General features: G+C 73.0%; 23 protein-coding genes. 11 read left to right on the top strand and 12 right to left on the bottom strand.

Going from position 1 to position 22,835, the window contains the following annotated elements:
* Positions 1-144: 144 nt before the first annotated feature.
* On the top strand, positions 145-1,467 hold the full coding sequence (locus BUS84_RS18765; protein WP_074314290.1) for a DEAD/DEAH box helicase: 1,323 nt from the start codon (positions 145-147) through the stop codon (positions 1,465-1,467).
* 536 nt (positions 1,468-2,003) lie between these two features.
* Positions 2,004-2,204, top strand: a complete 201-nt coding sequence (locus BUS84_RS18760; RefSeq protein WP_074314288.1) for a hypothetical protein — start codon at positions 2,004-2,006, stop codon at positions 2,202-2,204.
* A gap of 153 nt (positions 2,205-2,357) precedes the next feature.
* Here the strand turns inward: BUS84_RS18760 and BUS84_RS18755 are convergent, their stop codons facing one another.
* Genes BUS84_RS18755 through BUS84_RS18740 form a run of 4 tightly spaced genes read right to left on the bottom strand, consistent with a single transcriptional unit; the run spans position 2,358 to position 5,553 of the window.
* Entirely contained in the window at positions 2,358-2,837 is a 480-nt protein-coding gene (locus BUS84_RS18755; protein WP_074314286.1) for an RrF2 family transcriptional regulator, read from the bottom strand.
* Position 2,838: 1 nt separating this feature from the next.
* The gene (locus BUS84_RS18750; protein WP_074314284.1) at positions 2,839-3,723 is read right to left on the bottom strand and encodes an ABC transporter permease; all 885 of its coding nucleotides are present in this window, start codon (positions 3,721-3,723) and stop codon (positions 2,839-2,841) included.
* A complete protein-coding gene (locus tag BUS84_RS18745) occupies positions 3,713-4,492 on the bottom strand; it encodes an ABC transporter ATP-binding protein (protein ID WP_074314282.1) in 780 nt (259 codons plus the stop codon). Before BUS84_RS18745 ends, BUS84_RS18750 begins: the two co-directional genes overlap by 11 nt.
* Positions 4,489-5,553 carry an ABC transporter substrate-binding protein gene (locus BUS84_RS18740; protein ID WP_074314280.1) on the bottom strand — a complete coding sequence of 355 codons (1,065 nt, stop codon included), beginning with the start codon at positions 5,551-5,553 and terminating at the stop codon, positions 4,489-4,491. The genes BUS84_RS18745 and BUS84_RS18740 overlap by 4 nt, the downstream gene beginning before the upstream one ends.
* A gap of 298 nt (positions 5,554-5,851) precedes the next feature.
* Here BUS84_RS18740 and BUS84_RS18735 point away from each other — a divergent pair, with 298 nt between their 5' ends.
* From BUS84_RS18735 to nudC, 3 genes are read left to right on the top strand one after another with little or no spacing between them, the layout of a single operon-like run.
* Entirely contained in the window at positions 5,852-7,162 is a 1,311-nt protein-coding gene (locus BUS84_RS18735) for a M16 family metallopeptidase (protein WP_074314278.1), read from the top strand.
* Positions 7,159-8,505: a M16 family metallopeptidase gene (locus tag BUS84_RS18730; protein ID WP_074314276.1), complete on the top strand. Its 1,347-nt coding sequence runs from the start codon at positions 7,159-7,161 to the stop codon at positions 8,503-8,505. Before BUS84_RS18735 ends, BUS84_RS18730 begins: the two co-directional genes overlap by 4 nt.
* A 34-nt stretch (positions 8,506-8,539) precedes the next feature.
* Positions 8,540-9,499 carry an NAD(+) diphosphatase gene (gene nudC, locus BUS84_RS18725; RefSeq protein ID WP_074314274.1) on the top strand — a complete coding sequence of 320 codons (960 nt, stop codon included), beginning with the start codon at positions 8,540-8,542 and terminating at the stop codon, positions 9,497-9,499.
* A 125-nt stretch (positions 9,500-9,624) separates the two neighbouring features.
* Here nudC and BUS84_RS18720 read toward each other — a convergent pair whose 3' ends face one another.
* The 3 genes from BUS84_RS18720 to BUS84_RS18710 all read right to left on the bottom strand — a co-directional run bounded on the left by BUS84_RS18720 (position 9,625) and on the right by BUS84_RS18710 (position 11,409).
* The gene (locus BUS84_RS18720; protein WP_074314272.1) at positions 9,625-9,900 is read right to left on the bottom strand and encodes a hypothetical protein; all 276 of its coding nucleotides are present in this window, start codon (positions 9,898-9,900) and stop codon (positions 9,625-9,627) included.
* Between the two features lie 214 nt (positions 9,901-10,114).
* Entirely contained in the window at positions 10,115-10,354 is a 240-nt protein-coding gene (locus tag BUS84_RS18715; protein ID WP_074314270.1) for a DUF397 domain-containing protein, read from the bottom strand.
* A 74-nt stretch (positions 10,355-10,428) separates the two neighbouring features.
* Complete coding sequence (locus tag BUS84_RS18710) at positions 10,429-11,409, bottom strand: helix-turn-helix domain-containing protein (RefSeq protein WP_074314269.1); 981 nt, start codon at positions 11,407-11,409, stop codon at positions 10,429-10,431.
* 217 nt (positions 11,410-11,626) lie between these two features.
* Here BUS84_RS18710 and BUS84_RS18705 point away from each other — a divergent pair, with 217 nt between their 5' ends.
* The gene (locus BUS84_RS18705; protein ID WP_074314267.1) at positions 11,627-12,922 is read left to right on the top strand and encodes an MFS transporter; all 1,296 of its coding nucleotides are present in this window, start codon (positions 11,627-11,629) and stop codon (positions 12,920-12,922) included.
* 70 nt (positions 12,923-12,992) lie between these two features.
* On the opposite strand, the gene BUS84_RS18700 is transcribed toward BUS84_RS18705, so the two are convergent.
* Complete coding sequence (locus tag BUS84_RS18700) at positions 12,993-13,235, bottom strand: mycoredoxin (protein ID WP_074318924.1); 243 nt, start codon at positions 13,233-13,235, stop codon at positions 12,993-12,995.
* A 92-nt stretch (positions 13,236-13,327) separates the two neighbouring features.
* Here BUS84_RS18700 and BUS84_RS18695 point away from each other — a divergent pair, with 92 nt between their 5' ends.
* The 3 genes from BUS84_RS18695 to BUS84_RS18685 all read left to right on the top strand — a co-directional run bounded on the left by BUS84_RS18695 (position 13,328) and on the right by BUS84_RS18685 (position 16,359).
* Positions 13,328-15,493, top strand: coding sequence for an ATP-dependent DNA helicase UvrD2 (locus tag BUS84_RS18695; protein WP_074314265.1), 2,166 nt, complete (start codon positions 13,328-13,330; stop codon positions 15,491-15,493).
* 121 nt (positions 15,494-15,614) lie between these two features.
* Positions 15,615-15,863: a hypothetical protein gene (locus tag BUS84_RS18690; RefSeq protein ID WP_074318923.1), complete on the top strand. Its 249-nt coding sequence runs from the start codon at positions 15,615-15,617 to the stop codon at positions 15,861-15,863.
* Positions 15,864-15,993: 130 nt separating this feature from the next.
* Positions 15,994-16,359, top strand: coding sequence for a WhiB family transcriptional regulator (locus BUS84_RS18685; protein WP_074314263.1), 366 nt, complete (start codon positions 15,994-15,996; stop codon positions 16,357-16,359).
* Between the two features lie 340 nt (positions 16,360-16,699).
* Here the strand turns inward: BUS84_RS18685 and BUS84_RS18675 are convergent, their stop codons facing one another.
* The 3 genes from BUS84_RS18675 to BUS84_RS38290 form a co-directional block, all read right to left on the bottom strand.
* A complete protein-coding gene (locus tag BUS84_RS18675) occupies positions 16,700-18,046 on the bottom strand; it encodes an ABC1 kinase family protein (RefSeq protein ID WP_074314258.1) in 1,347 nt (448 codons plus the stop codon).
* Positions 18,043-19,155, bottom strand: a complete 1,113-nt coding sequence (locus BUS84_RS18670) for a hypothetical protein (RefSeq protein WP_074314256.1) — start codon at positions 19,153-19,155, stop codon at positions 18,043-18,045. Before BUS84_RS18670 ends, BUS84_RS18675 begins: the two co-directional genes overlap by 4 nt.
* 200 nt (positions 19,156-19,355) lie before the next feature.
* The gene (locus BUS84_RS38290) at positions 19,356-19,526 is read right to left on the bottom strand and encodes a DUF5679 domain-containing protein (protein WP_208869694.1); all 171 of its coding nucleotides are present in this window, start codon (positions 19,524-19,526) and stop codon (positions 19,356-19,358) included.
* Between the two features lie 514 nt (positions 19,527-20,040).
* Between BUS84_RS38290 and BUS84_RS18660 the strand changes: the two genes are divergently transcribed.
* Complete coding sequence (locus BUS84_RS18660) at positions 20,041-20,571, top strand: M48 metallopeptidase family protein (protein ID WP_074314252.1); 531 nt, start codon at positions 20,041-20,043, stop codon at positions 20,569-20,571.
* A gap of 198 nt (positions 20,572-20,769) precedes the next feature.
* On the top strand, positions 20,770-21,378 hold the full coding sequence (locus BUS84_RS18655; protein ID WP_074314250.1) for a hypothetical protein: 609 nt from the start codon (positions 20,770-20,772) through the stop codon (positions 21,376-21,378).
* A 123-nt stretch (positions 21,379-21,501) separates the two neighbouring features.
* Here the strand turns inward: BUS84_RS18655 and BUS84_RS18650 are convergent, their stop codons facing one another.
* Positions 21,502-22,728: a zinc-dependent metalloprotease gene (locus tag BUS84_RS18650; protein ID WP_074314248.1), complete on the bottom strand. Its 1,227-nt coding sequence runs from the start codon at positions 22,726-22,728 to the stop codon at positions 21,502-21,504.
* Between the last annotated feature and the right edge of the window lie 107 nt (positions 22,729-22,835).

The following is a 22,835-nucleotide window of genomic DNA, read 5'->3' as shown; positions in this document are numbered from 1 at the left end:
CGTACGCAGGCGGCGGCCCGGCGGCGGGCCGGCCCGTACCCCCTTCGGTTCGTGCTTGTGAGTCCTGGCGGCCTTTTCCGCTGGCGACAGCGCCGATCTTCGGCGCCCTCCCTCGACACGTGCCGCGTCGAGGAAGGCTCCTGCGTGACCACCGTTATTCCTTCGTTTGCCCATACCGGTCTGGCGCCGGCGCTGCTCACCGCGCTGACCGCGCAGGGCATCACCGAGCCGTTCCCGATCCAGTCGGCCACGCTGCCCGACTCGCTCGCCGGCCGGGACGTGCTCGGCCGGGGTCGTACCGGCTCCGGCAAGACCCTCGCCTTCGGGCTTCCGCTGCTCTCCCGCACCGCCGGCCGCAAGGCCCGGCCGGGTCGTCCGCTGGCCCTGGTGCTGGTGCCGACCCGGGAGTTGGCCCAGCAGGTGACCACCGCGCTGTCCCCGTACGCCCGCGCCGTCGGGCTGCGCTGCGCCACCGTCGTCGGCGGGCTGTCGTTGCAGCGCCAGGCGGACGCCCTGCGCGCCGGCGCCGAGGTGGTCGTGGCCACCCCCGGTCGGCTGCACGATCTGATCAACCGCGGCGACGCCCGGCTCGACCAGGTCGAGATCACCGTGCTCGACGAGGCCGACCAGATGGCCGACATGGGCTTCCTGCCGCAGGTCACCAAGCTGCTGGAGCAGGTCGCGCCGCAGGGGCAGCGGATGCTCTTCTCGGCGACCCTGGACGGTGGCGTGGACCGGCTGGTCCGCCGTTTCCTGAGCAGCCCGGTGACCCACTCGGTCGACCCCGGCACCGCCACGGTCACCGCCATGACCCACCACGTGCTGCACGTCGACGCGGTGGACAAGCCCGACGCGTTGACCCGGATCGCCGCCCGTGACGGCCGCACCATCCTGTTCATGGGTACGAAGCACCGCGCCGACCGGCTCGCCCGCCAGTTGCTCTCCAAGGGGGTACGCGCGGCCGCGCTGCACGGCGGCAAGTCCCAGCCGCAGCGCACCCGGATCCTGGAGCAGTTCCGCAACGGCCAGGTGACCGCCCTGGTCGCCACGGACGTGGCGGCCCGGGGCATCCACGTCGACGGCCTGGACATGGTCGTCAACGTGGACCCGCCGACCGAGGCGAAGGACTACCTGCACCGGGGCGGCCGGACCGCCCGGGCCGGCGAGTCCGGCTCCGTGGTCACCCTGGTCCTGCCCGAGCAGCGCCGGGACGTGTCCCGGCTGATGGCCACCGCGGGCATCCGGCCCGAGTCGGTCCAGGTCCGTCCCGGTGACGGGGCGCTGGCCCGGGTGACCGGTGCCCGCGAGCCCTCCGGCGTGCCGGTGACCATCGCCGCCCCGCCGGCGCCCGCTGGTCGGGGACGCACCGCCGGTGGATCCGGCGGCTCGGTCGCCGACGGCGCCGCCCGGCCGGCGCACCGCGCGTCGGGCCGGTCCCGCCGCCCGCGCCGGCCCCGCACCGTCTGACGTTCTCCGCACGAACCGACCCGCCCCGCTCCGGCTGGGCGGGTCGGTCTGTCTGCGGGGGTGGCGCAGGCCAGGCCGGTGACGCAGGCCTGGCCACGCGCAGGCCCGCCTGGTCGTGCGACGGGGTCTCCGACGACATGCGGACTGGACGCAGGGCCGGGGCTTGGTCGCACGAGGTCTGATCGCGCGGGGCCAGGCATCCGCGGCCCTGGTCGCCTGGGGGTCCACCGACCCCTGGTGACGCCCTTTGCTCTGCTTCAACCCACGCAACGGGCGCTGTCCGGATAGCGGACACCGGCTGTTGCGCCGGTTGAAGCAGAGCAAAGGCGGCCGCATCAGTCCCTCGGCCCCGGCCCTCGGCCCGGCCCCGGCCCGTCGCCACGGTGGCCAGGAACCCCTGGATCGACGTCCGACCGTTCCTCTGAGTCGGTAATCAGCCTCGGCTGGGTCGGCTGGCCGACTGTGTTCCGAGGAATCGTGGTCGAAGCTGACCACCCGGGGACGCCGGGCGGGGGCCCGGCACGGAAGGGGTGACCATGGCGGGCGAAGCCGGCTCGGGTGCGCTGCGCGAACTGATCCTGGTGGTCGCGGTCGCGCTCGCCGGACTGTTGCTCGCCATGGTTGCAGCCTTCGCGCCCTGGCACGCCACCCCGGTGGGTAATGCTCCCGCCGGCTTGGTGGAGCTGCACAGCCCCGGCGACCCGGGCTCCGGCCCGACGGTCGCACACGTGGGCTGAGCAGCGGCCGGACCGACCGGTGCCGGCGGAGGGGCAGGCCCGGTCAGGATCGGTACGAGGCGTGGTCGGGTCGGCGGGGCACCGGCCCGACCACGCCGCCACCACCGTCGATCACCTGCTGGCGAGTGGTCCCCGCCCGTCGGCGTCAGGCGATCAGGACGGTGTGTGGGCGCGGCCGGTCGAGCCGCGGGTCAGCAGGTCGGCCAGGGTCGTGCTGTCCACCACCGTGGCGATCGCCCCGTGCACCGCCAGCCAGACCTCGGTCAGCCCGGCGGCCACCCCGTGGTAGCCGGCCCGCTCGGTCGGCAGTCCGCGCACCGTGGTCAGCGAGCCGCCGACCGCTCGCAGCACGTCCCCCACGGTGATCTCGTCGGGCGCTCTGGCCAGCGCGTACCCGCCCTCGGTGCCGCGATGGCTGAGCAGCAGGCCGGCGCGGCGCAGGTCCAGCAGGATGCCCTGGAGGAAGCTGAGCGGGATCTCCTGCACCTCGGCGAGGCTGGCCGCCTTCACCAGGTCACCACCGCCAACGCCACCGTCGGCGGCAGCGCCACCGCCACCGCCACTGTCGGCGGCAGCGGCGGCGACGCCGAGCATGGCCCGGAGCGCGTAATCGCTGCGCGCGGAGACGTACACGTCACTGACCAGCCTGGTCCAGCACACCCCAGCGGCGCCGGATCGCCTTGTCCGCCGCACCGAACGCGGCATCCACGACCAGGCCGAGCACCAGGATGACGATCATGGTGGAGAGCAGCCAGGGCGCGTCGGACAGCTCACGGGAGTAGGTGAGCTGGGCGCCGAGGGAGGTCTGCGAGATGCCGACCACGATCAGCTCGCCGGCCATCAGGCTACGCCAGGAGAACGCCCAGCCCTGCTTGAGCCCGGCGACGATCGCCGGCAGCGCGGCCGGTGCGATCACGTACCGGTAGAGGTTCAGCCCCCGGGCACCCAGGTTGCGGCCCGCGCGTAGGAGCAGCGGCGGCACGTAGTCCACACCGGAGATCACGCCGTTGGCGATGGACGGTGCCGCGCCGAGTACCACCACGAAGAAGATCGCCTTCTCGCTCAGCTCGAACAGCAGGATGGCCAGCGGGAACCAGGCGATCGACGGCATGGTCTGCAACGCGGTGATCATCGAGCCGATGGCAGCCCGGAGCATCGTGGACCGGGCCACCGCCAGGCCCATGAGCAGGCCGACCGCGACCGAGAAGACGTACCCGACGGCTGCCCGGCGCAGCGTGGTCAGCAGGCCCTCCCAGAGCTGTGGACCCTGGGCCTGGGTCATCAGCTCGCGGCCGACGACCAGCGGCCCCGGCAGCGAGTACGGCGGCTTCCAGCCCGACCAGACCACCAACTGCCAGGCCGCGATGACGATGGCCAGCGCGGCCAGCTTGGGCCAGGTGGCCGCCCAGACCCGGGTGCCCCGGGAGATCTCCTTCTCCCGGCCGGCGATCTCCAGCGCGTCGAGGCCGGAGATCTGCGCGTCGGTACGCGCCGTGCTGGTCAGGGTGTCACTGGCCATGGCGGCCCACCTCCGTACGGAGCCGCTCGGTGACCTCGGCGGCGATGGCGGCGACCTCGGGGGAGTCGATCCGCCGTGGGCGCGGGATGTCCACCGTGGTGGAGTAGATGATCCGGCCGGGGCGGCTGGAGAGCAGGATGATCCGGTCGGCCAGCCGGGCTGCCTCGCGGACGTTGTGGGTCACGAAGAGCACCGAGAGCCTGCGCTCGGACCAGATCCGTTCCAGCTCGTCGTGCAGGATGTCCCGGGTCATCGCGTCCAGCGCGCCGAACGGTTCGTCCATCAGCAGCACCGGGGTGTCCAGCGCCAGCGTGCGGGCCAGCGCGACCCGCTGCCGCATTCCGCCGGAGAGCTCGTGCGGGCGCTTGCGGCCGAAGTCGGCCAGGTGCACGGTGCGCAGCAGCTCCGCCACCCGCGCGCGCCGCTCGGCCCGGGGCAGCCCGCGCAGCTTCAACGGGACCTCCACGTTCCCGTCGACGGTCAGCCAGGGAAAGAGCGCCGGCTCCTGGAACATCAGCCCAGGACTGGCGTCGCCGGCCAGGGCGATCTGCCCACCGCTGGGCCGATCCAGCCCGGCGACCAGGTTGAGCAGGGTGCTCTTGCCGCAGCCGGAGGCGCCGACCAGGCAGACGAACTCGCCCGGCGCCACGTCCAGGGACACGCCGTCCAGGGCCAGGACGGCGTTCGCTCCGCGTCCGTACACCTTGGTCACGTCGGAGAGCGCGACCGCGGTGGTCGCGCTCCGCGGCGTCGTCGTGGTTGACGTCATGGCTGGACGACCCCGGGCTTGCCCTGGGCCTTGAGCGCGTTGTTGAGGTACGTCAGGTCGTACAGGCCCTTGAGGTCCACCGGATCGGTCAGCTTCACCTCGACGGCGTGGTCGAGCCCGGCCTTCAGCGAGCTGGCGATCGGGTCGTTGGTGAACTCCAAGGTCGGCCACGCCTGCTTGATCAGCTTCAGGTCCAGCGGCTTGCCGGTGATCTTGCCGATCGCCGCGGAGATGGCCTGCTGGGCCTCGTCCGGCCTACTGTTGACGAACTCGTTCGCGGCGACCTGGCCGTCGACCAGCTTCTGCACCACGTCCGGGTGGGCCTTGAGGAACTTCGTGCTCACCAGCAGGTTGGTGATGACGAACTTCCTGTCCGGCCACAGGTCCCGCTCGTCGACCAGCACCTTGCCGCCGGCGTTGACCAACCGGGAGACGAACGGCTCGGGCACCCAGGCGGCGTCGATCGCGCCGATGCTGAAGGTCTCCACCGTCTGGGCGTTCTCCTGCGGCACGATCCTGACGTCGCCGCCTCCCTCCTTGGTGGTGGTCAGCCCCTGCTGCTTGAGCCAGTAGCGGACCGCCACGTCCTGGGTGTTGCCCAGCTGCGGGGTGGCGATCTTCCTGCCCTTCAGGTCCTGCGGGCCGTTGATGCCGGGCTTGACGACCAGCGCCACGCCACCGGAGGCGGCGCCGGAGACGACCCGGACCGCTTCCCCCTTGGACTTGGAGAACGCGTTCACGGTGGGGTTCGGGCCGATGTAGGTGGCGTCCAACGCACCGGAGAAGACCGCCTCGATGGCGGCCGGGCCGGCGTTGAACGTCTTCGGGTCCAGCTTCACGTTGGCGCCGAGCTTCTCGGCGAAGATGCCCTTCTCCAGGCCGACGACCGCCGGCGCGTGGGTGATGTTGGGGAAGTACCCGAGGCGCAGCGTCACCGGGCCGGAGCTGCCGCCCGCGGCCTCGCTGTCGTCGCCGCACGCGGCGGTGCTGCCCAGGGTCGCCGCGCCGACCACGGCGAGGGTGGCCAGGGTGACCAACCGGCGCAGGGGGAGCCGTCTCATCGTCCGTCCAATCCGCAGTATTCCTACTTAGTTGGTAGGAAGAGTGGGGCAGGTCGGACGCAGCGTCAAGACCCATCCACATGCCGGGACACCGCGTTCCAGATATGTCGGTATCTCCCACCAGTTTGCTAGGGCATCCGAGCCATGGGCCGGAGTCCGCGCGGTCCGCGAGGGCGCCGAGGTCGCGGCGCGGATCGACGGGTCGGCGCGGAGGTGCTGACCCTGGTGGCCCACCCGGTGGCGGCGGCTCCACGGAGGTCGCAGGTGGTGGAGGTGCCGACGCGCTAGGGTCGATCCCGTGGCGGCGCGGAGATCCAGAATTCCAGCGACGAAGTACCCGGTCGAGCGGTTCACCCTCGACAACGGCCTGCGGGTGGTGCTCACCCCCGACCGCAGTGCCCCGGTGATCGGGGTGGCGGTGGTCTACGACGTCGGCATCCGCTCCGAGCCGGAGGGGCGCACCGGCTTCGCCCACCTCTTCGAGCACCTGATGTTCCAGGGCTCGGAGAACCTGGAGAAGCTCGCTCACTTCCGGCACGTGCAGGGCGCCGGCGGCACCTTCAACGGCTCCACCCACCTGGACTACACCGACTACTTCGAGACGCTGCCGAGCAACGCGCTGGAACGCGCGCTGTTCCTGGAGGCGGACCGGATGCGCGGCCCCCGGCTGACCGAGGAGAACCTGCGTAACCAGGTCGACGTCGTCAAGGAGGAGATCCGGGTCAACGTGCTCAACCGTCCGTACGGTGGCTTCCCCTGGCTGACCCTGCCGCCGGTCATGTTCGACACCTTCCCGAACGCGCACGACGGCTACGGCTCCTTCGACGACCTGGAGTCGGCGACCGTCGCCGACGCCGCGGACTTCTTTCGCCGCTACTACGCCAGCGGCAACGCGGTGCTGGCCGTCAGCGGCGACATCGACGTGGCGGAGGCGACCGAGCTGGTCACCCGCCACTTCGGCGACGTGCCGGCCCGCCCGGCGCCGCGGCGGCCCGACTTCACCGAGCCCGACCTCACCGCCGAGCGGCGCACCTCGTACACCGACGCGCTGGCGCCGCTGCCGGCGGTGGCCGGCGCCTGGCGGGTGCCCGACCCGGTCACCGACTTCGCCGCCTACCTGCCGTACGTGGTGCTGGCCGAGGTGCTGACCGACGGCGACGCGTCGCGGCTGGTCGAGCGGCTGGTCCAGCGCGACCGGACGGTGACCAGCCTCGGCGGGTACCTCGGCTTCATGGGCGACCCGTTCGACGTGCGCGACCCGACGGCGCTGCTGCTCCAGGCGCACCTGCCACCCGGTGGCGACGTGGACAAGGTGCTGCGCACGATGGACGAGGAGCTGGACCGGCTGGCCACCGACGGGCTGACCGAGGGGGAGCTGGCCCGGACCCAGGCCCGGATGGCGACCCACCTGCTGCGGGACACCGACGCGGTGCTCGGCCGGGCGCTGCGGATGGCCGTGCTGGAACAGCAACGTGGCGAGCCGGGCCTGCTCAACGATCTGCCCCGGCTGGTCGGCGAGGTCACCGAGGAGCAGGTGCGAGCCGCCGCCGCCACCGTGCGCCCGGAACGCCGCGCCGCCGTCGAGGTCATCGCCGGAGGTGCCCGATGACCACCACCACCGTCCCGACCGGCCCGCGCACGCTGCCCCCGCTCGGCCCCACCCGCAAGCTCAAGGTGCCCAAGCAGGCCGAACGCACGCTGCGCAACGGCCTCACCGTGATCGCCGTACGCCGGCCCGCCGTGCCCCTGGTCGAGCTGCGGCTCTGGGTCCCGTTCGGGCGGGCCCATCTGGCCCGCGGCGCGATGCTCTCGCAGACCATGCTCTCCGGCACCGAGTCGATGACCAGCGTGCAGATCGCCGCCGAGTTGCAGAAGGTGGGCGGCGGGCTCTCGGCCGGCGTCGACCCGGACCGGCTGATGCTCTCCGGCGCCGGCCTGGTCACCGGTCTGGACCGGATGCTGGAGCTGCTGGCCGAGGTGCTGACCGGGGCCAGCTACCCCGGCGACGACGTGGCCACCGAGCGGGACCGGCTGGTCGACCGGATCCAGGTGGCGCAGAGTCAGCCGGCGCACCTGGCCCGGGAGGCGCTGCTGAAGCGGATCTACGGCCGCCACCCGTACGCGACGCAGACCCCGGAGCCCGGCCAGATCCGCGCCGTCCGGCCGGCGGCGCTGCGCACCCTGCACGCCGAGCGGGTGCATCCGGCCGGCGCGCAGTTGGTGCTGGTCGGCGACGTGCAGCCGGAGAAGGCCCTGGACGCGGCCGAGCGGGCGCTCAGCGGCTGGGCCGGCGCCGGGCGGGTCGCCGAGCTACCTCCGACCCCGCCGCTGGAGCCGGGGCCGCTGCTGCTCGTCGACCGGCCCGGCTCGGTCCAGTCCTCGTTGCGGATCGCGCTGCCGGCCGTGCCACGCACCGATCCCGACCACGCGCCGCTTCAACTGGCCAACCTGATCTTCGGCGGCTACTTCTCCTCCCGCTGGGTGGAGAACATCCGCGAGGACAAGGGCTACACGTACGGCCCGCACTCGGTGATCGAGCACTCGGTAGCCGGGTCGGTGCTGGTCGCCGCCGCCGAGGTGGCCACCGAGGTCACCGGCCCGGCGTTGCTGGAGACGACGTACGAGCTGGGCCGGCTGGCGTCGCTGCCACCGAAGCCCGAGGAACTGGAGCAGGCCCGCCAGTACGCCCTCGGCACCCTCCAGCTCGGCATGTCCACCCAGGCCGGGTTGGCCGCGTTGACCAGCGCGTACGCCGGCAACGGCCTGCGCCTGGACTTCCTCGCCGAGTACGCGGCCCGGCTGGCGAAGGCGACCACCGACGACGTCGCACGGGTGGCGGCCCATTACCTCGCGCCGGCCCGGGCGGCGGTCGTGGTGCTCGGCGACGCCGAGCGCGTCACCCCGGGGTTGGCCGCGCTGACCGCGGTCCGGACCGAGCCGGTGCAGCAGTGAGCCGGAGGCCCGCGCCGGCCGCGGAGGGCGCGGCGTGAGTGGGGAGACGTCGCCACCGCTGGCCCGGTCCACGCTGGACCGGGCCGCGCACCGGCGGGGCGATGCGCAGTGGCTGACCGAGGCGTGGCTGCGTGCCCGGGTGCTGCTGCTCGACTCGACCGACGAGGGGCGGACGCTGGCGCGTACCGAGGCGTCGCCTCCGGCGTTGGTGCTGTTCGGGGCGGCGGACGTGCCGGCCGGGTCGGAGTCGATCGCGATGTTCCTCGGTGTCGAGCCGGACGGGGTGCCGGTCTTCGCGGTCGACACGCCGCTGCCGGTGCTGCCGGGCACCCGGGCGGTCAACCTGCGCGAGGTGGGCCACCTGCTCGGCGACCGCGAGGCCGGCATCTTCACCACCGCGCTGGCGCTGGTCAACTGGCACACCCGGCACGGCTACTCGGCGGCCACCGGAGCACCGACCGTCATGGACGAGGCCGGTTGGTCCCGGGTGGACCGCAACGGCGGGCGGATCTGGCCGCGCACCGACCCGGCGATGATCGTGCTGGTGCACGACGGCGTCGACGGCCCGGACGGGCGCTGCCTTCTCGGCAACAACGCCGGCTGGCCGGGGACCCCGGGCGGCCGGCGCTACTCCTGCCTGGCCGGCTACGTGGAGCCGGGGGAGTCGGCGGAGGCCGCCGTGCTGCGCGAGGTCCGCGAGGAGGTGGGCATCGGGGTCGAGCGGATCGGGTACGTGGGCAGCCAGGCGTGGCCGTTCCCCGGCTCGCTGATGCTGGGCTTCCTGGCCACCGCCGACCCGACCGACCCGGTGGAGGTCGACCCGTCCGAGATCGCCTACGCCCGCTGGTTCACTCGGCGGGAGATCGGGGCGGCGCTGGCCGGGAGGACCGTGGACGTGGGCGACGGGGCCCAGCTGATCCTGCCGCCACCGTCGTCGATCGCGCTGTTCCTCATCCACCGCTGGCTGGACGGCTGGGTGGACGCCGACCGGTGAACACGGTCCCGGCCCGTGGCCGCCGTTGCCGCGGCGGTCACGGGCCGGGAACACGGGCCGTCGTGGTCGGCTGGGGCGAAAACGCGGCGGGGGAGCCGGTCCGACCACGACGGACGTCTCGTGGGTCAGGTGACGGTGTGGCCCGGTCTGTGCCGGAACGCGGGTCGGGCTTCGCTCAGCGGCAGGACCTTGACCCGTTGCTTGCCGGCGCGGACCGCGCCGACCGTGGCGAGTGCCCGGGCCAGCAGCAGCGCGGCGTCGCGGTCCTCGGCGTGCACGATCTGCCGGCGTGGCTCGGGGGCGGTCGTCTCGTCGCGGAGTCGATGGCCGTCCGCCCAGGCGGCGGCGATGTCCCCGTCAGCGACGGCGCGGATGTCGGTGCGAACGATCAGGAACCGCATGAGGGTCTCCGGATGAACCGCGACGGATGAGCCAGTGTGGAAGTTCCACGTATCTCGATGGCCATGTTACGCCGCGTGTTCGTCCCAGCAACTGAAACGCGCCTATTGGTTTCGAGCCTCGTCCGATCGGCGGATGGCTGCTCAGCGGGGTCGGCGGCGGGTAACGCGACGGGGCCGCCGGCAGTGCGCCGACGGCCCCGTCCCGGTCACCGGATCAGGTCAGATCGAACTGGCCCTTCTTCGCGCCGGCGATGAAGCCGAGCCAACCCGCCCGGTTGAACAGCAGCACCGGGCCACCCCGGTCCTTGCTGTCGCGCAGAGCGACCGCCGATGGGCCGGTGCCCAGCGGAGCGACCTCCACGCAGTTGGAGGTCTGGCTGCGCGTGCTGGTACGCCACGGGGCGTCCGACAGTCGGTGGGCGGGGACGGACGGCGTGTTGCGGATGTCGTTCATGCTTCTGCTCCTGGTGTGAACCGCTCCGATGGGACGAGTGGTGCCGCACGCCCCGACGGAGGGTCCCCCGTGGATCACCGTTCCGTCAGCCGCCCCGAGGCCCGGCGGCGTTGGGGCGGCGCCGTTGCCGGCCCGAACGCCACTGTGGAAGGGGGCGCCGCCTCGGTCAGCCGTCCCGTCGCCTCGATCAGCCAGGAGAGGGTGTCCGAGGCGGTAAGTGCCGCCGTGCATAGCCACTCGAACACCACTTTATAGCGATTTAGCGCGATTGCCTCGGTCGACATGACGTCGGTGAACCCCCCTTCAATGGCCAGCGTCTCCGGATCGAGCGGATCGGCGAACCGGTAGAGGGAGAACGCGGTCGGCGGAAGGAACCAATCGCCGATCTGGGTGTCCCGGAGCAGCACGTGCAGCGTCACGTTGGGCAGCAGGGCCAGCTCGCAGAGCTGGCGGAGTTGCTCGTGCAGCACCTCGGGCGGCCCGGCCCGGCGGCCGAGGGCCGCCTCCTCCAGCACGGCTGTGTAGCGGGGCGCGTCGGGCTCCCGGGTGAGCAGCGTCTGGCGGGCCAGCCGTGCCTGCACCTCGGTCTCGGGCTCCTCGCCGGGCTGCGGTTCACCGGCGCCCTCGGCCACCTGACGGGCCGAGACGATCCGGACCTGCGCGTACCCGGGGGTCTGCAACAGCCCCGGCACCAGCACCGGGTTGTACTCGGAGATCTCCGCGCAGCCCGCCTCCAACTCGGCCCAACTGCGCTGCTGCTGCGTCATCACCGGGAAGTTCTTCAACCAGCCCCGCATGTCGCCGGCCTCGCTGGTGATCCCGAGCAGCTCCTCGTGCAGTGCCGCGTCGGCACCGTAGAGGTCGAGCAGCACCCCGACGTCCTGCGGGTCGGGTCGGCTGCGGCCGTTCTCCAGCCGGGACAGTTTCGACGCGGAGGCCCAGCCGATCCGCTCGATGACCTGGTCCCCGGTCAGGCCCGCGGCCTCACGCAGGCGGCGCAACTCGGTGCCCAACCGGCGACGACGCAGGATCGGGCTGGGTGCGGCAGGAGGCACGATCTCCTCTTTCCCGTCGACCGCCGCAGACGCGACGGTAACTGTATGAAATTCGCCCCCCACGGTCAGTATGGACGGCGCGGCCGGCGTCGGAAGTTCCGGCGGGGGCGTGTCTCGCGAAAAATGGACCTCGGGTACGCCGGACGACGGTGCGCCCCGAGGTCGCGGCCCCGTCGACCACGCCCGCCCGGGCGCGCCATCCCCGCCGGAGGGACCCATGCGCACCGTCCTGCGCCGACCCGACTTTCGCCTGCTCTTCGGGGGCCTGCTGGCCAGCATGACCGCCGAGTCGATCCTGCTGCTCGCGCTCGCGATCTGGGTCAAGGACCTGACCGGCTCCGACGGGCTCGCCGGCGCCACGATCTTCGCCGTCATCGCCCCGATGACGCTCGCGCCGCTGGTCGGCTGGTTCGTCGACCGCTACCCGCGCCGGCCCTTCTTCCTGGCCGCGAACCTGGTCACCGCGGTGCTGCTCACCCCGTTGTTCACGGTCCGGGACGCGGGCGACGTCTGGCTCGTCTACCTGGTGGCCGCCCTGTACGGCCTGTCCTACATCACGCTCAGCGCGGCGCTCAGCGGGCTGATCCGACAACTGGTGCCGGTCGAGTTGCTGGCCGAGGCGAACGGGGTGTTGCAGACCGTACGCCAGGGGTTGCGGCTGATCGGCCCGCTGGCCGGCGCGGCGCTCTACGCGGCGATCGGCGGGTGGGCGCTGGCCGGGATCGGCATGGTCGGGTTCCTGACCGCGGCCGCCGTGGTGACCGCGCTGCCCACGCCGCAGCCGGCGCCGCCGACCGTACGGCTGCGCTGGCCGGCCGAGCTGGGTGCCGGGCTGCGACACCTGGCCGGCGAGCCGGCTCTGCGCCGGGCCCTGCTCGGTTACGGGCTCGGGTCGCTGGTGATGGGCTTCAGCGAGTCGCTCATCTTCGCCTACGTCGACCAGGGGCTCGATCGGGACGCCGCGTTCGTGGGCGTGCTGGTCACCGTGCAGGGCGTGGGTGGGCTGCTCGGCGGGCTCTGCTCGCCGGCGCTGGTCCGTCGGCTCGGCGAGGTCGGCACGCTGGCCGCCGGGGTCGCCTTCTTCGGGCCGGCCGCGCTCGCGCTCGCGTACCCCGATCTCCGGCTCGGGGTCGCGGCGGTGCTGCTGGCCGGCGTCTCGCTCCCGCTGACCATGGTGGGGCTGCACACGCTGATCCAGCGGCGCACCCCGCCCGGGCTGGTCGGCCGGGCCGCCGCCGCCACCGAGGCGGTGGTCGGCGGGCCACAGGCGTTCTCCATCGGCGCGGGCGCCCTGCTGGTCGGGTTTGTGGACTACCGGGCGCTGTTCGCGCTGGTCGGGGTGGCCACCCTGATCGCCGGCGGTTACCTCTGGCGGGGCCGGCACCTCAGCGCGCCGCCCGGCGCGCGCCCGCCCACACCGCCGACCGGCCCGATCCTTCCCGCGCCCCGGCGCCCGGCGGACGACGCCGACCAGCAGGTGGCGACCGGGAGCCACCGGTCGCCGCGACGCTGACGGATACTGGACACGACGAACGGCCGCCCCGAAAGGGGGGGCGGCCGCTCGTCGAGAATGACCCGGTCGGTCAGGCGGTGAGGCTCGTCAGGTGCTGCTTGACCTGGGTGATCGAGGGATTGGTCAGGGCGCTGCCGTCGGCGAAGCGCAGCGTCGGCACCGTCTGGTTGCCGCCGTTGACGCTCATGACGAACTCAGCGGCCTTCGGGTCCTGCTCGATGTCGACCACCTCGTACCCGATGCCCTCCCGGTCTAGCTGCGACTTCAGCCGGTGGCAGTAGCCGCACCAGGGGGTGGAATACATCGTCAGCATGGTCGGGCCCTCCAACTCATCCGCCGCCGGCTTGCGGATCAAGCCGAGGCTGTTCGCTGCAACGTCCGGGACGGCTGAGATGATTCCTGGTTGTGGTGGTTCACTCAGAGTCGGAACGCGTGCTCGCCGGGCTGGACCCGGAGCAGCGCTCCGCGGTGACCGCACCCGCCGGCCCGGTCTGCATCCTGGCCGGCGCCGGTACCGGCAAGACCCGCGCGATCACCTCCCGGATCGCCCACCGGGCGCTCTCGGGCGAGATCTCCCCCCGGCACGTGCTCGCGGTCACCTTCACCGCCCGGGCCGCCGCCGAGATGCGGAGTCGACTCACCGTCCTCGGGGTGGGTGGCGTGCAGGCGCGCACTTTCCACGCCGCCGCACTGCGCCAGGTGCGCTACTTCGCCCCCCGGCTGCTGGCCGGCCGGGCCATGCCCGAGCTGCTGGACAGCAAGGTGCGGCTGGTCACCCTCGCCGCGGCCCGGGTTGGCCTGCGGACCGACCGGGCCGCCGCGCGGGACCTGGCCGGCGAGATCGAGTGGGCCAAGTCGTCGCTGGTCGAGCCGGGGGAGTACGTGGTCTCGGCGGCCCGCGCGCTGCGCGACACGCCGCACGAGCCGACGAAGGTGGCCGAGGTGTTCACCGCGTACGAGCAGCTCAAGCGCTCGAACGGCGTGATCGACTTCGAGGACATGCTGCGCGCCGCGGTGTGGGGCATCGAGGAGCACCCGGACGTCGGCGAGCAGGTCCGCGGCCAGTACCGGCACTTCGTGGTGGACGAGTACCAGGACGTCAACCCGCTCCAGCAACGGTTGCTGGACGCCTGGCTGGGCGGCCGGAACGACCTGACCGTGGTCGGCGACGCCAGCCAGACGATCTACTCGTTCACCGGGGCTACCTCGGCGTACCTGGTCGACTTCCCGCGCAGGCACCGGGGCGCCACCGTGATCCGGCTGGTTCGTGACTACCGGTCCACCCCGCAGGTCGTCGGGTTGGCCAACGCGGTGATCTCCCAGGCCCGCGGCACCGAGGCGCGGCTGCGGCTGGAGTTGAGCGGACAGCGGCCGCCCGGCCCCGAGCCGGACCTGCGGATCTTCACCGACGAGCCGGCCGAGGCGAACGCGGTGGCCGCCCGCTGCCGGTCTCTGATCGACGCGGGCACACCGGCCAAGGAGATCGCCGTCCTGTTCCGGATCAACGCGCAGTCCGAGGCGTACGAGAAGGCACTCACCGAGGCCGCGGTGCCGTACGTGGTGCAGGGCGCGGAGCGGTTCTTCGAGCGGGCCGAGGTGCGCCAGGCGATGGTCGCGCTGCGCGCCGCCACCCGGTCGATCCCCGGGGAGACCCCGCTGCCGACCGCCGTCGTCGAGGCGCTCACCGCGGTCGGTTGGGCCCCGGACGCGCCCCCGGCCGGCGGCGCGGCCCGTGAGCGGTGGGAGGCGCTGGCCGCGCTGGTCCAGCTCGCCGAGGAGCACGCGGCCACCCCCGAGGTGGTGCCGATCGGCGAGGCGGCGGCGGTCGAGCGCCCGGTCACCCTGGCCGACTTCACCGAGGAGCTGGCCCGTCGGGCCGCCCAGCAGCACGTGCCGACGGTGGACGGGGTGACGCTGGCCTCGCTGCACTCGGCCAAGGGGCTGGAGTGGGACGCGGTCTTCCTGGTCGGCCTCGCCGAGGGCACCCTGCCCACCACGTACGCGAAGACCGTCGAGCAGGTCGAGGAGGAGCGCCGCCTGCTCTACGTCGGCATCACCCGGGCCCGGCAGTGGCTCTGGCTGTCGTACGCCGCCGCGCGCTCGCCGGGCGGACGGGCCCGGCGGCCGTCGCGGTTCCTGCCCCAACTGGACCGCTCCGGCGGGACCGAGCGGGCCACCGGTGGCGCCGGTCCGGTCCGGCGCCCCGAGCGGCGCCGGGCCCAGATCGTCTCCTGCCGGATCTGCGGCGCCACCCTGCTCGCCGGCCCGGACCGCAAGCTGGGCCGTTGCCCCACCTGTCCGTCCGACATCGACGATGAGCTGCACGAACGGCTGCGCGAGTGGCGGCAGCGGGTGGCCGGGGCGCAGAAGGTCCCCGCGTACGTGGTCTTCACCGACGCCACGCTGATCGCGCTGGCCGAGCGGCGGCCCGGCCGGCCGGAGGAATTGATCGCCATCGCCGGCATCGGCCCCCGCAAGCTGGGCCTCTATGGGGAGTCGGTGCTGGCGCTCGTCGGGGGCGCGGGGGTGGACGACGTCTGCCCGGAGAAAACTTTCGAAATCTCGTCGTAAATTCGTTTGCCCTCGCCCCGGCGCGAGGAATAACCTCAGAACACACCACGCGAGCGGCGCCATTCCGGCTGCTCACGGGGTTGGTCCGGTCGATTCGAGGAACGTGAGGGAGGTGGCACCCGTGGAGATCTTCACCTATGAGCGTCTGGCGGCGATGCCAGCTGTCCACGCTCCGCTGTCGGCTGTCCGGGTGGCCCTCGCGGCCGCACGACCGTCGGTTCCGCAGGTGCACCAGGTTCAGGCCGAGCTGAACCTGACTGTCGCACCCACCGGAGTCGAGGGGACCAGTGGCTTCACGGGCATGGGCATTCAGGGCGCCAAGAAGCGCACGGATGTCCGCGGCGTTCCACCTCGAGGTAGACCGGTCTGACCATCAGACACCGGCTCACCTCGAGGCCGCGGAACCCGCTTACCGGGATCCGCGGCCTCAGTTTTTTGCCCCGCCGAAGTACGTCGGAATGCGATCCACGAGATCGAAGTGAGAGAGAGGTGACCGGGCGATGAGTCTGGCGTTGGCCCCCCTCGACGTAAGCGTCGAGATGGAGGCGAACCTGCCCTGCCGGAAGTTCGACCCCGACCTGTGGTTCTCCGACTCGCCTGCCGAGCTCGAGCTGGCCAAGTCGCTCTGCGGGGACTGCCCGCTGCGCGTCGAGTGCCTGGCCGGGGCGGTGGAGCGAGCGGAGCCGTGGGGCGTCTGGGGCGGCGAGATCTTCGAGCGTGGCGCGGTTGTCCCGCGCAAGCGGCCCCGTGGCCGTCCGCGCAAGGAGGACGTTGCCCGTGACGCCGCGCTCCGGGTCGAGGCCGAGGCGCGCCTGGCGGCCAGTGGGCTGTCCGAGGTGCGTGGCGCGGTCCGACTGGCGGCCTGACATGTTCCCGATCCGTACCAACTACGCCGGTGTCACACCGGCAGCGAGTGAGAAGACCATGCTGCACGTACCGACTGGAGCCTTCGAGATGCAACTACTCCACGAAGCGTTGTCCCGGGCTCGAATGCGCCGGCCTCAGGCCGGTCGTACCACCACGAGCACTGAGGCAACCCGATCCGCCCGTACCGTCGCCATGACCAGCCGCAACCAGTCGGCCCGCGACCTGGGCGTTCTCTAGTACCACCCACACTGAAAGGGGCGGGTGCCACCGGCACCCGCCCCTTTCGCCGTCCGAAGGAAGGGCACCTTGTTGACAGCCGGCGCTGATGGCCGGCGGTGCTCAGGCGACCGGCGCGAAGCCGGGCAGCCAGCGCTCCAGGATGCCCCGGTACGGCGCCTTCGCCTCCAACTGGCAGAGCACCCCGATCGACCCGAGCGTCACCCGATGGATGAGCAGGTACGACGGCGGCAGGTTGAGCTGCCGGCTGAGCTGGTAGGTGGGGGAGCGGGGGCTGGCCAGTCGGGCCGCCTCGGCCCGCAGCCAGGCCCGGGTGAAGCGGAACTCGTCGGCAGCGATGGGCGCCAGCATCGGACGGATGAAGTCGAGCACCCCTGCGGCGTCGATCTCCTCCGTGGGGCTGATGAACCCCTCGGACCGCAGCCCCGCCACCACCCCGTCGGCGTCGTTCCGCAGGGCCAGCGTGGCGATGCGACCGATCGGCTCCGGCGTGCCCTCCGGCATCCGGGCCACCGCACCGAAGTCGATCACCCCGAGCCGGCCGTCGGGCAGGATCCGGAAGTTGCCCGGGTGCGGATCGGCGTGCAGCAGCCCCGCCCGCTGCGGTGCGGAGAGGTGCAGGACGGCCATCAACCGCCCGGCCTCGTCCCGCTGCTCCTCGGTGCCCTCCCGGATGATGTCGGCCAGCGGGGTGCCCGTCACCCACTCGGTGACCAGCACCCGGGGCGACGCTGAGACCACCGCCGGGATGTAGATCTCCGGGTCGTCCGCGTACGCGGCGGCGAAGGTGCGCTGCGACTCGCCCTCCAGCTCGTAGTCCAGCTCCTCGGTGATCCGTTCGCGCAGCTCGACCAGGAGCGGCTTGACGTCCAGACCGGGCTGGATCGCCCGGAACATCCCGCCCAGCCGGGAGAGCTGCTTGAGGTCTGAGAGCAGCGCGTCGCCGGCGCCCGGATACTGGATCTTGACGGCCACGTCGCGGCTGTTCGGCTCGCCCGACGGGCCGTACCCCGGCTCGCGCCACCGCGCCCGGTGCACCTGGCCGATGCTGGCCGCGGCGGCCGGGGTGTCGTTGAACTCGACGAACCGGTCCCGCCAGTCCGGCCCGAGCTGCTCGGTCAGCACCTTGTGCACGCTGGCGACCGGCAGCGGCGGAGCGGCCTCCTGGAGCTTGGTCAGCGCCTGGCGGTAGGGCGCGGCGATCTCCTCGGGCAACGCCGCCTCGAAGACCGACAGTGCCTGGCCGAACTTCATCGCGCCGCCCTTGAGCTGGCCCAGCACGCTGAAAAGCTGCTCGGCGGTGCGCTGCTGGATCTCCGCGGAGATCACGTCGGAGGCGAGCCCGGTGACGCGCTTACCCATGCCGAGGACGGTCCGACCGGCGAAGCCGAGCGGCAGAGCGGCGAGTTTGGCGGTCCGGGACACGGCCCGGCGCGGGATGTCGGTCACTCGGTCATTGTTACCGACCGGAGGGCCCCGCTGCTGCTCTGCCGCCGGGCTGGTGCCCACACTCGGCTCGGCGAGCACCCGCACGCCGGGTGGCGTGGCCAGCCCCGGCGGCGAAACCGGCCCGCGCCGGTGATCTCCGTGGCACCGCCGAGCGTCTCCGGGCTGCCGCCGTCGAGCTGCGCCAGCGCCTCGGCCAGCGCGTACCCGGTGGCCGCGAGCAGTGTGCCGGTCGCGCCGGCGGCGGCCGGCTCGGAAGCCTCGAGTTGGGCCGCGAGCCGCGGCCAGTCCGGGTCGCGGTCGGCCCGGTGCAGCTCCACGCAGTGCAGACAGGGCCCGGCGGGTGGGCGGACCAGCGGCCCGATCACCGGTACGCCCTCGCGCAGGGTGATCAGCAGGTGCGGCTGGCGGCGTTGGGCGAGACCGGCGGCGAGCAGCGCCGGAGGACGGTCGGTGCCGAGCTGGATCACCAGGTCGACCGGGGCGGTCCGACCCGGGTGGGTGCCGGTGCCCGGCGCGACGCGGTCGAGCGCGGCCCGTACCGCCGGGGCCAGCGGGTGGCCCAGCTCGGCGGCCGGGATGCCGGTGCCGACCAGGTCGATGGGGCGTACCGGGCCGGTGAGGTGCGGAATCACCTGCCCGACGCCGGACTGCGCCAGGGCCACCGCCAGCGGTGCGCCGAGCGCTCCGGCCCCGGTGAGCAGCACCCGGGCGGCCCGCCGCCGGCGCAGGCACTGTGCGGGGGTGCCGGGCAGTCGGGCCGCGGCCAGGGCCAGCGCGTCGGCCTCCGCGGCGAGCCGGGCCCGGACCGGCCCGGTCAGCTCGCGGGGGAGCAGGTTGTGCGCGGGCACCAGCAGGCATGCCGTGCGCAGGGCGTCGAGCAGGTCACGTGCCTCGTCGGCGGTGACCCGGGCGGTGACCGCGTGGGCCAGCACGGCGCGCTCGCTGCGGGTGCCGTCCAGCAGGTCGAGCAGGTGGGCGGCGCGCGGGTTGGCCAGCTCCAGCAGCACGGCGGGCCCGGGGCCGACGCCGAGCTGGAGGGTGTGCCGGTCCCGCCAGAGCCGGCTGAGGCCGGGCAGCAGGGTCGGGCGCGGCAGTGCGGTACGACTCATGATGACGAATCGTGACCGCTTCCCTGCGCTCGGTCGATCGTTGTCCACAGGTGGCCGGGCCGCTGTCTAGCGCTGTCCACAGGATTCGCCGGGTTATCCACAGCCCGCCGGTGATGGTGTCGGCCACCCGTCGGCAACCCCGGAACGGCAACGGGGGCGGGGTGGCTGCCGGCCACCCCGCCCCCGATTACCCGTACGCGTCAGACCTTGGCCTTGCCGAGGATGCGGTTCACTGTTGTCCCGCAAACCGGACACTTGCCCTTGGCCATGTTCATTCCGGTCTTCGAGACCTCAATGTGCCCCTCGAAGTCCCGCTTCTCCTTGCACTTCACGCAGTAACCGTTGTAGGTCGTCTGGGCCTGGTCGGCCACGGTGCCCTCCTCGTCTCGTCCGCCGGTCAATGCCGTCCCGGCGGGGGTGCCCGGCGGCGGGCCACAGGGGGCGCCGGCGCTGGGTCTCACTCCGCGGCCACCATCGTGACCGCTGGTCCGCGGACCCTACCCAGGTCTGGGCAGTTCCATGTCAGCTGTGCATCGACACTGTGAGCTAGTCGACGTCGAGAGTGTGCATGGCGAAATAGGTCGGATAAGTCAGTTTGGCGGGGACACGCCGGCCAAACCCTCTCAGCCACCCGTGCGGGTGCCCCCGCGGCGGCGCCGAGCACGGTGATCACCTACGGTGGAGGGGGCCCGGACAGGGCCGCCATCGGCGTTCACCAAGGGTGACGAGATGGCGCAGCGGCGACCCGGCCAAGAAATTTTCGGGACGCCCAGCGACCAATCACCATTTTCTGGGCGCGTGTCGCGTGGTTGACCCTTGCGGACCCCTGGTCAGTACGCATTAGCTTTCCTTCGTGACACGTAGCCGAGGCTGCGCGGGCCAGTGATGGCGGGGACGCGCAAGCCGGTCGTCGAGGTGCGGCGCAGCCAGCGCCGACGACGCACGGTGTCTGCGTACCGTGACGGTGAGCGGGTCGTCGTCCTCATCCCGGACCAGTTCTCCCGGGCCGAGGAGAGCGAGTGGGTCGACCGGATGCTCGCCCGGCTCGCCGCCCGGGAGGGCCGGCTCGCCCGCTCGGACGCGGAGTTGCTGGCCCGGGCCACCCGGCTGATCGACCTCTACCTCGCCGGGTACGGCGCCAAGGCGGTGCCGGCCAGCGTCCGGTGGGTCACCAACCAGAACGGCCGGTGGGGCTCCTGTACGCCCGCCGATCGCAGCATCCGGATCTCGCACCGCGTGCAGGACATGCCCGAGTGGGTGATCGACTACGTGCTGCTGCACGAGCTGGCCCACCTCATCGTGCCCAGCCACAACGCCCGGTTCTGGGCGCTGGTCGGCCGCTACCCCAAGGCGGAACGGGCCCGCGGCTACCTCGAGGGCGTAGCCGCCGCCTCCTGCGCCCCGGTCGCCACCTGACCCGTCGGCCCCCGGCTCGCCACAGAGCCGGCCCCTGGATCGACTCCACTTCCCCGATGTTGCGCTGTCCACTGCTGGAGGACACCCCCAGGTCGCCGAAACGGAGTCGATCACGTTAGGTCGGCCGGGGTGAGGCGCCTGGCTGGGGGACGGCCAGGGTGCGGCGGGCCGCGCTGGGGCAGGCGTAGGGTCGGGGACATGGCACGGCGGCTGGTGGTGGCGTTGCTCGGGCCGGTCCACTGGGCGCCGCCCGGCGTCGACCGGGCGACCTGGCGGGCGGCGCTCGCCGAGGACGTCGTCGACCTGATCGCCACCCTCAACGAGGTGGACGTCGCCGTCGCGGTGACCCCGGCCGACCGTGCTCTGGCGGACGCGCTGGTCTGGCCCGGCACGGTCGTGTACGAGGTGCCCGAGCCGACACCGACCGCGGTTTTCGCGGCGATCGAGGGCTACGACCAGGCAGCCGTGCTCGCCAGCGACGTGCCGGACCTGCCCGCGCTGACCGTGGGCAAGCTGCTCCGTCCGCTCACCACCCGGCCGGTCGCGGTCGCCCCGGTGGAGGGCGGCGGGCCGGGCCTGCTCGGCGTCGCCGCGCGGCTGCCCGTGCCGGACTGGCTACCTTCGCTGGACCTGGACACGGCCACGCCGGCCGACGCGCGGGCCGGTGCCCCCCGGCCAGGGGACGTTGCCGTCACGGCCGGGTGGCGGCGGCTGCGCGGACCGGCCGACCTGGCCACCCTGGACCCGGCCTTCGAAGGCTGGGAGGCCACCCGCGCTCTGCTCTCGGGCTCGGGCCGGCCTGCCTGACCCGACCGCCGGCCTGCCTGACCCGCGGGCCTGCCTGCCTACCCCGGCCGCCGGCCAGGGGTGGTCCGCGGTGGACTCCGACCGGGTACCCGCCACGAATCAGCGGGTACCCAGGCTTCGTCGTCAGGGCTTGGCGTCGCCGTCGGTGTCGCCGTCGGTGTCGTCGGGCTGGCCCGGGGCCTTCTCCTCCACTCCACCGGGCGCGGTGAAGTCGAAGTTGTCCAGCTCGCTCAGGTCCATGTCGTTCATGGCGAACGCGACCGGGTCGGCGAAGTCGTCGTCCGACGGGAGCAGGTCGGGGTGACCCCAGACGGCGTCCCGGCCGGCGATGCCGCGGTGCTCGGTGAGCGCGGCCCAGAGCGCTGCCGCCTCGCGCAGCCGGCGCGGGCGCAGCTCCAGGCCGACCAGCGCGGCGAAGGTCTGCTCGGCGGGACCGCCGGCGGCCCGGCGGCGGCGGAATGCCTCACCCAACCGGACGACGTTGGGCAGCCGGTCGCTGGCGGCGCTGTCCACCACGTGGCACACCCAGCCCTCGACCAGGGCCAGCGCGGTCTCCAGTCGGGCCAGCGAGGCCTTCTGCGCCGGGCTGTCCTCCGGCGTGAAGATGCCCTCCAGGGCGATCGCCTGCATCGACTCCGGGTCGGTTGGGTCGACCCGGCCCATCGCCTCCTCGATCGCCTCCCGGTTGACCCGGATGCCCGAGGCGTACATCTCCACGGCGCTGAGCACGTGCCCGCGCAGCCACGGGACGTGCTGGAACAGCCGCTGGTGGGCGGCCTCGCGCAGCGCCACGTAGAGGCGTACCTCGTCCTCGGGCAGCTCCAGGCCCTCGCCGTACGCCCGGATGTTGGCCGGGATCAGCGCGGCCGTGCCGGCCGGGCCGAGCGGCAGCCCGATGTCGCCGGCGGACAGCACCTCCGCGGCGAGGGAGCCGAGGGCCTGGCCCAACTGCCCGCCGAAGAGCGCGCCACCGAGGGTGGCCACCATCGACTGCATCGGGCCGAGCTGGGCGCGCGCCTCCGGCGGCACCAGGTCGCCCATCGCGCCGACCATCCGGCTGGCCACCGGGTCGCAGAGCTTGCGCCACACGTCCAGCGTCTTGAAGATCCACTCATTGCGGTTCCAGGCCACCGGGGACTGGATGCCGGTCGGCCATGCCGAGGCGGGCTCCAGCCACAGGTCGGCCAGGCGCAGCGCCTCTTCCACCGCGTTGCGCTCGTAGGGCGACACCGCCGGGTCGCCGGCGGCCGCCAGTTGGCTGGCCGCGACCTGCCGGGCCAGGTCCCAGTTGACCGGCCCGCTGCCCGGCGCGGAGAGCAGGTGCTGCAACTGCGACATGAACTGCTGCATCTGCGCGGGATCGTTGGGGTCTGGTGGTTGCCCACCCGGTAGCGCGAAACCGAACGGAATATCAGGCACGACGTCTACGGTACGCGCGCCGCGCCCCAGGTCGCCGC

It is taken from the genome of Micromonospora cremea (assembly GCF_900143515.1).
Taxonomy (GTDB): domain Bacteria; phylum Actinomycetota; class Actinomycetes; order Mycobacteriales; family Micromonosporaceae; genus Micromonospora; species Micromonospora cremea.
This window is presented reverse-complemented; position numbering and strand designations above follow the sequence as displayed.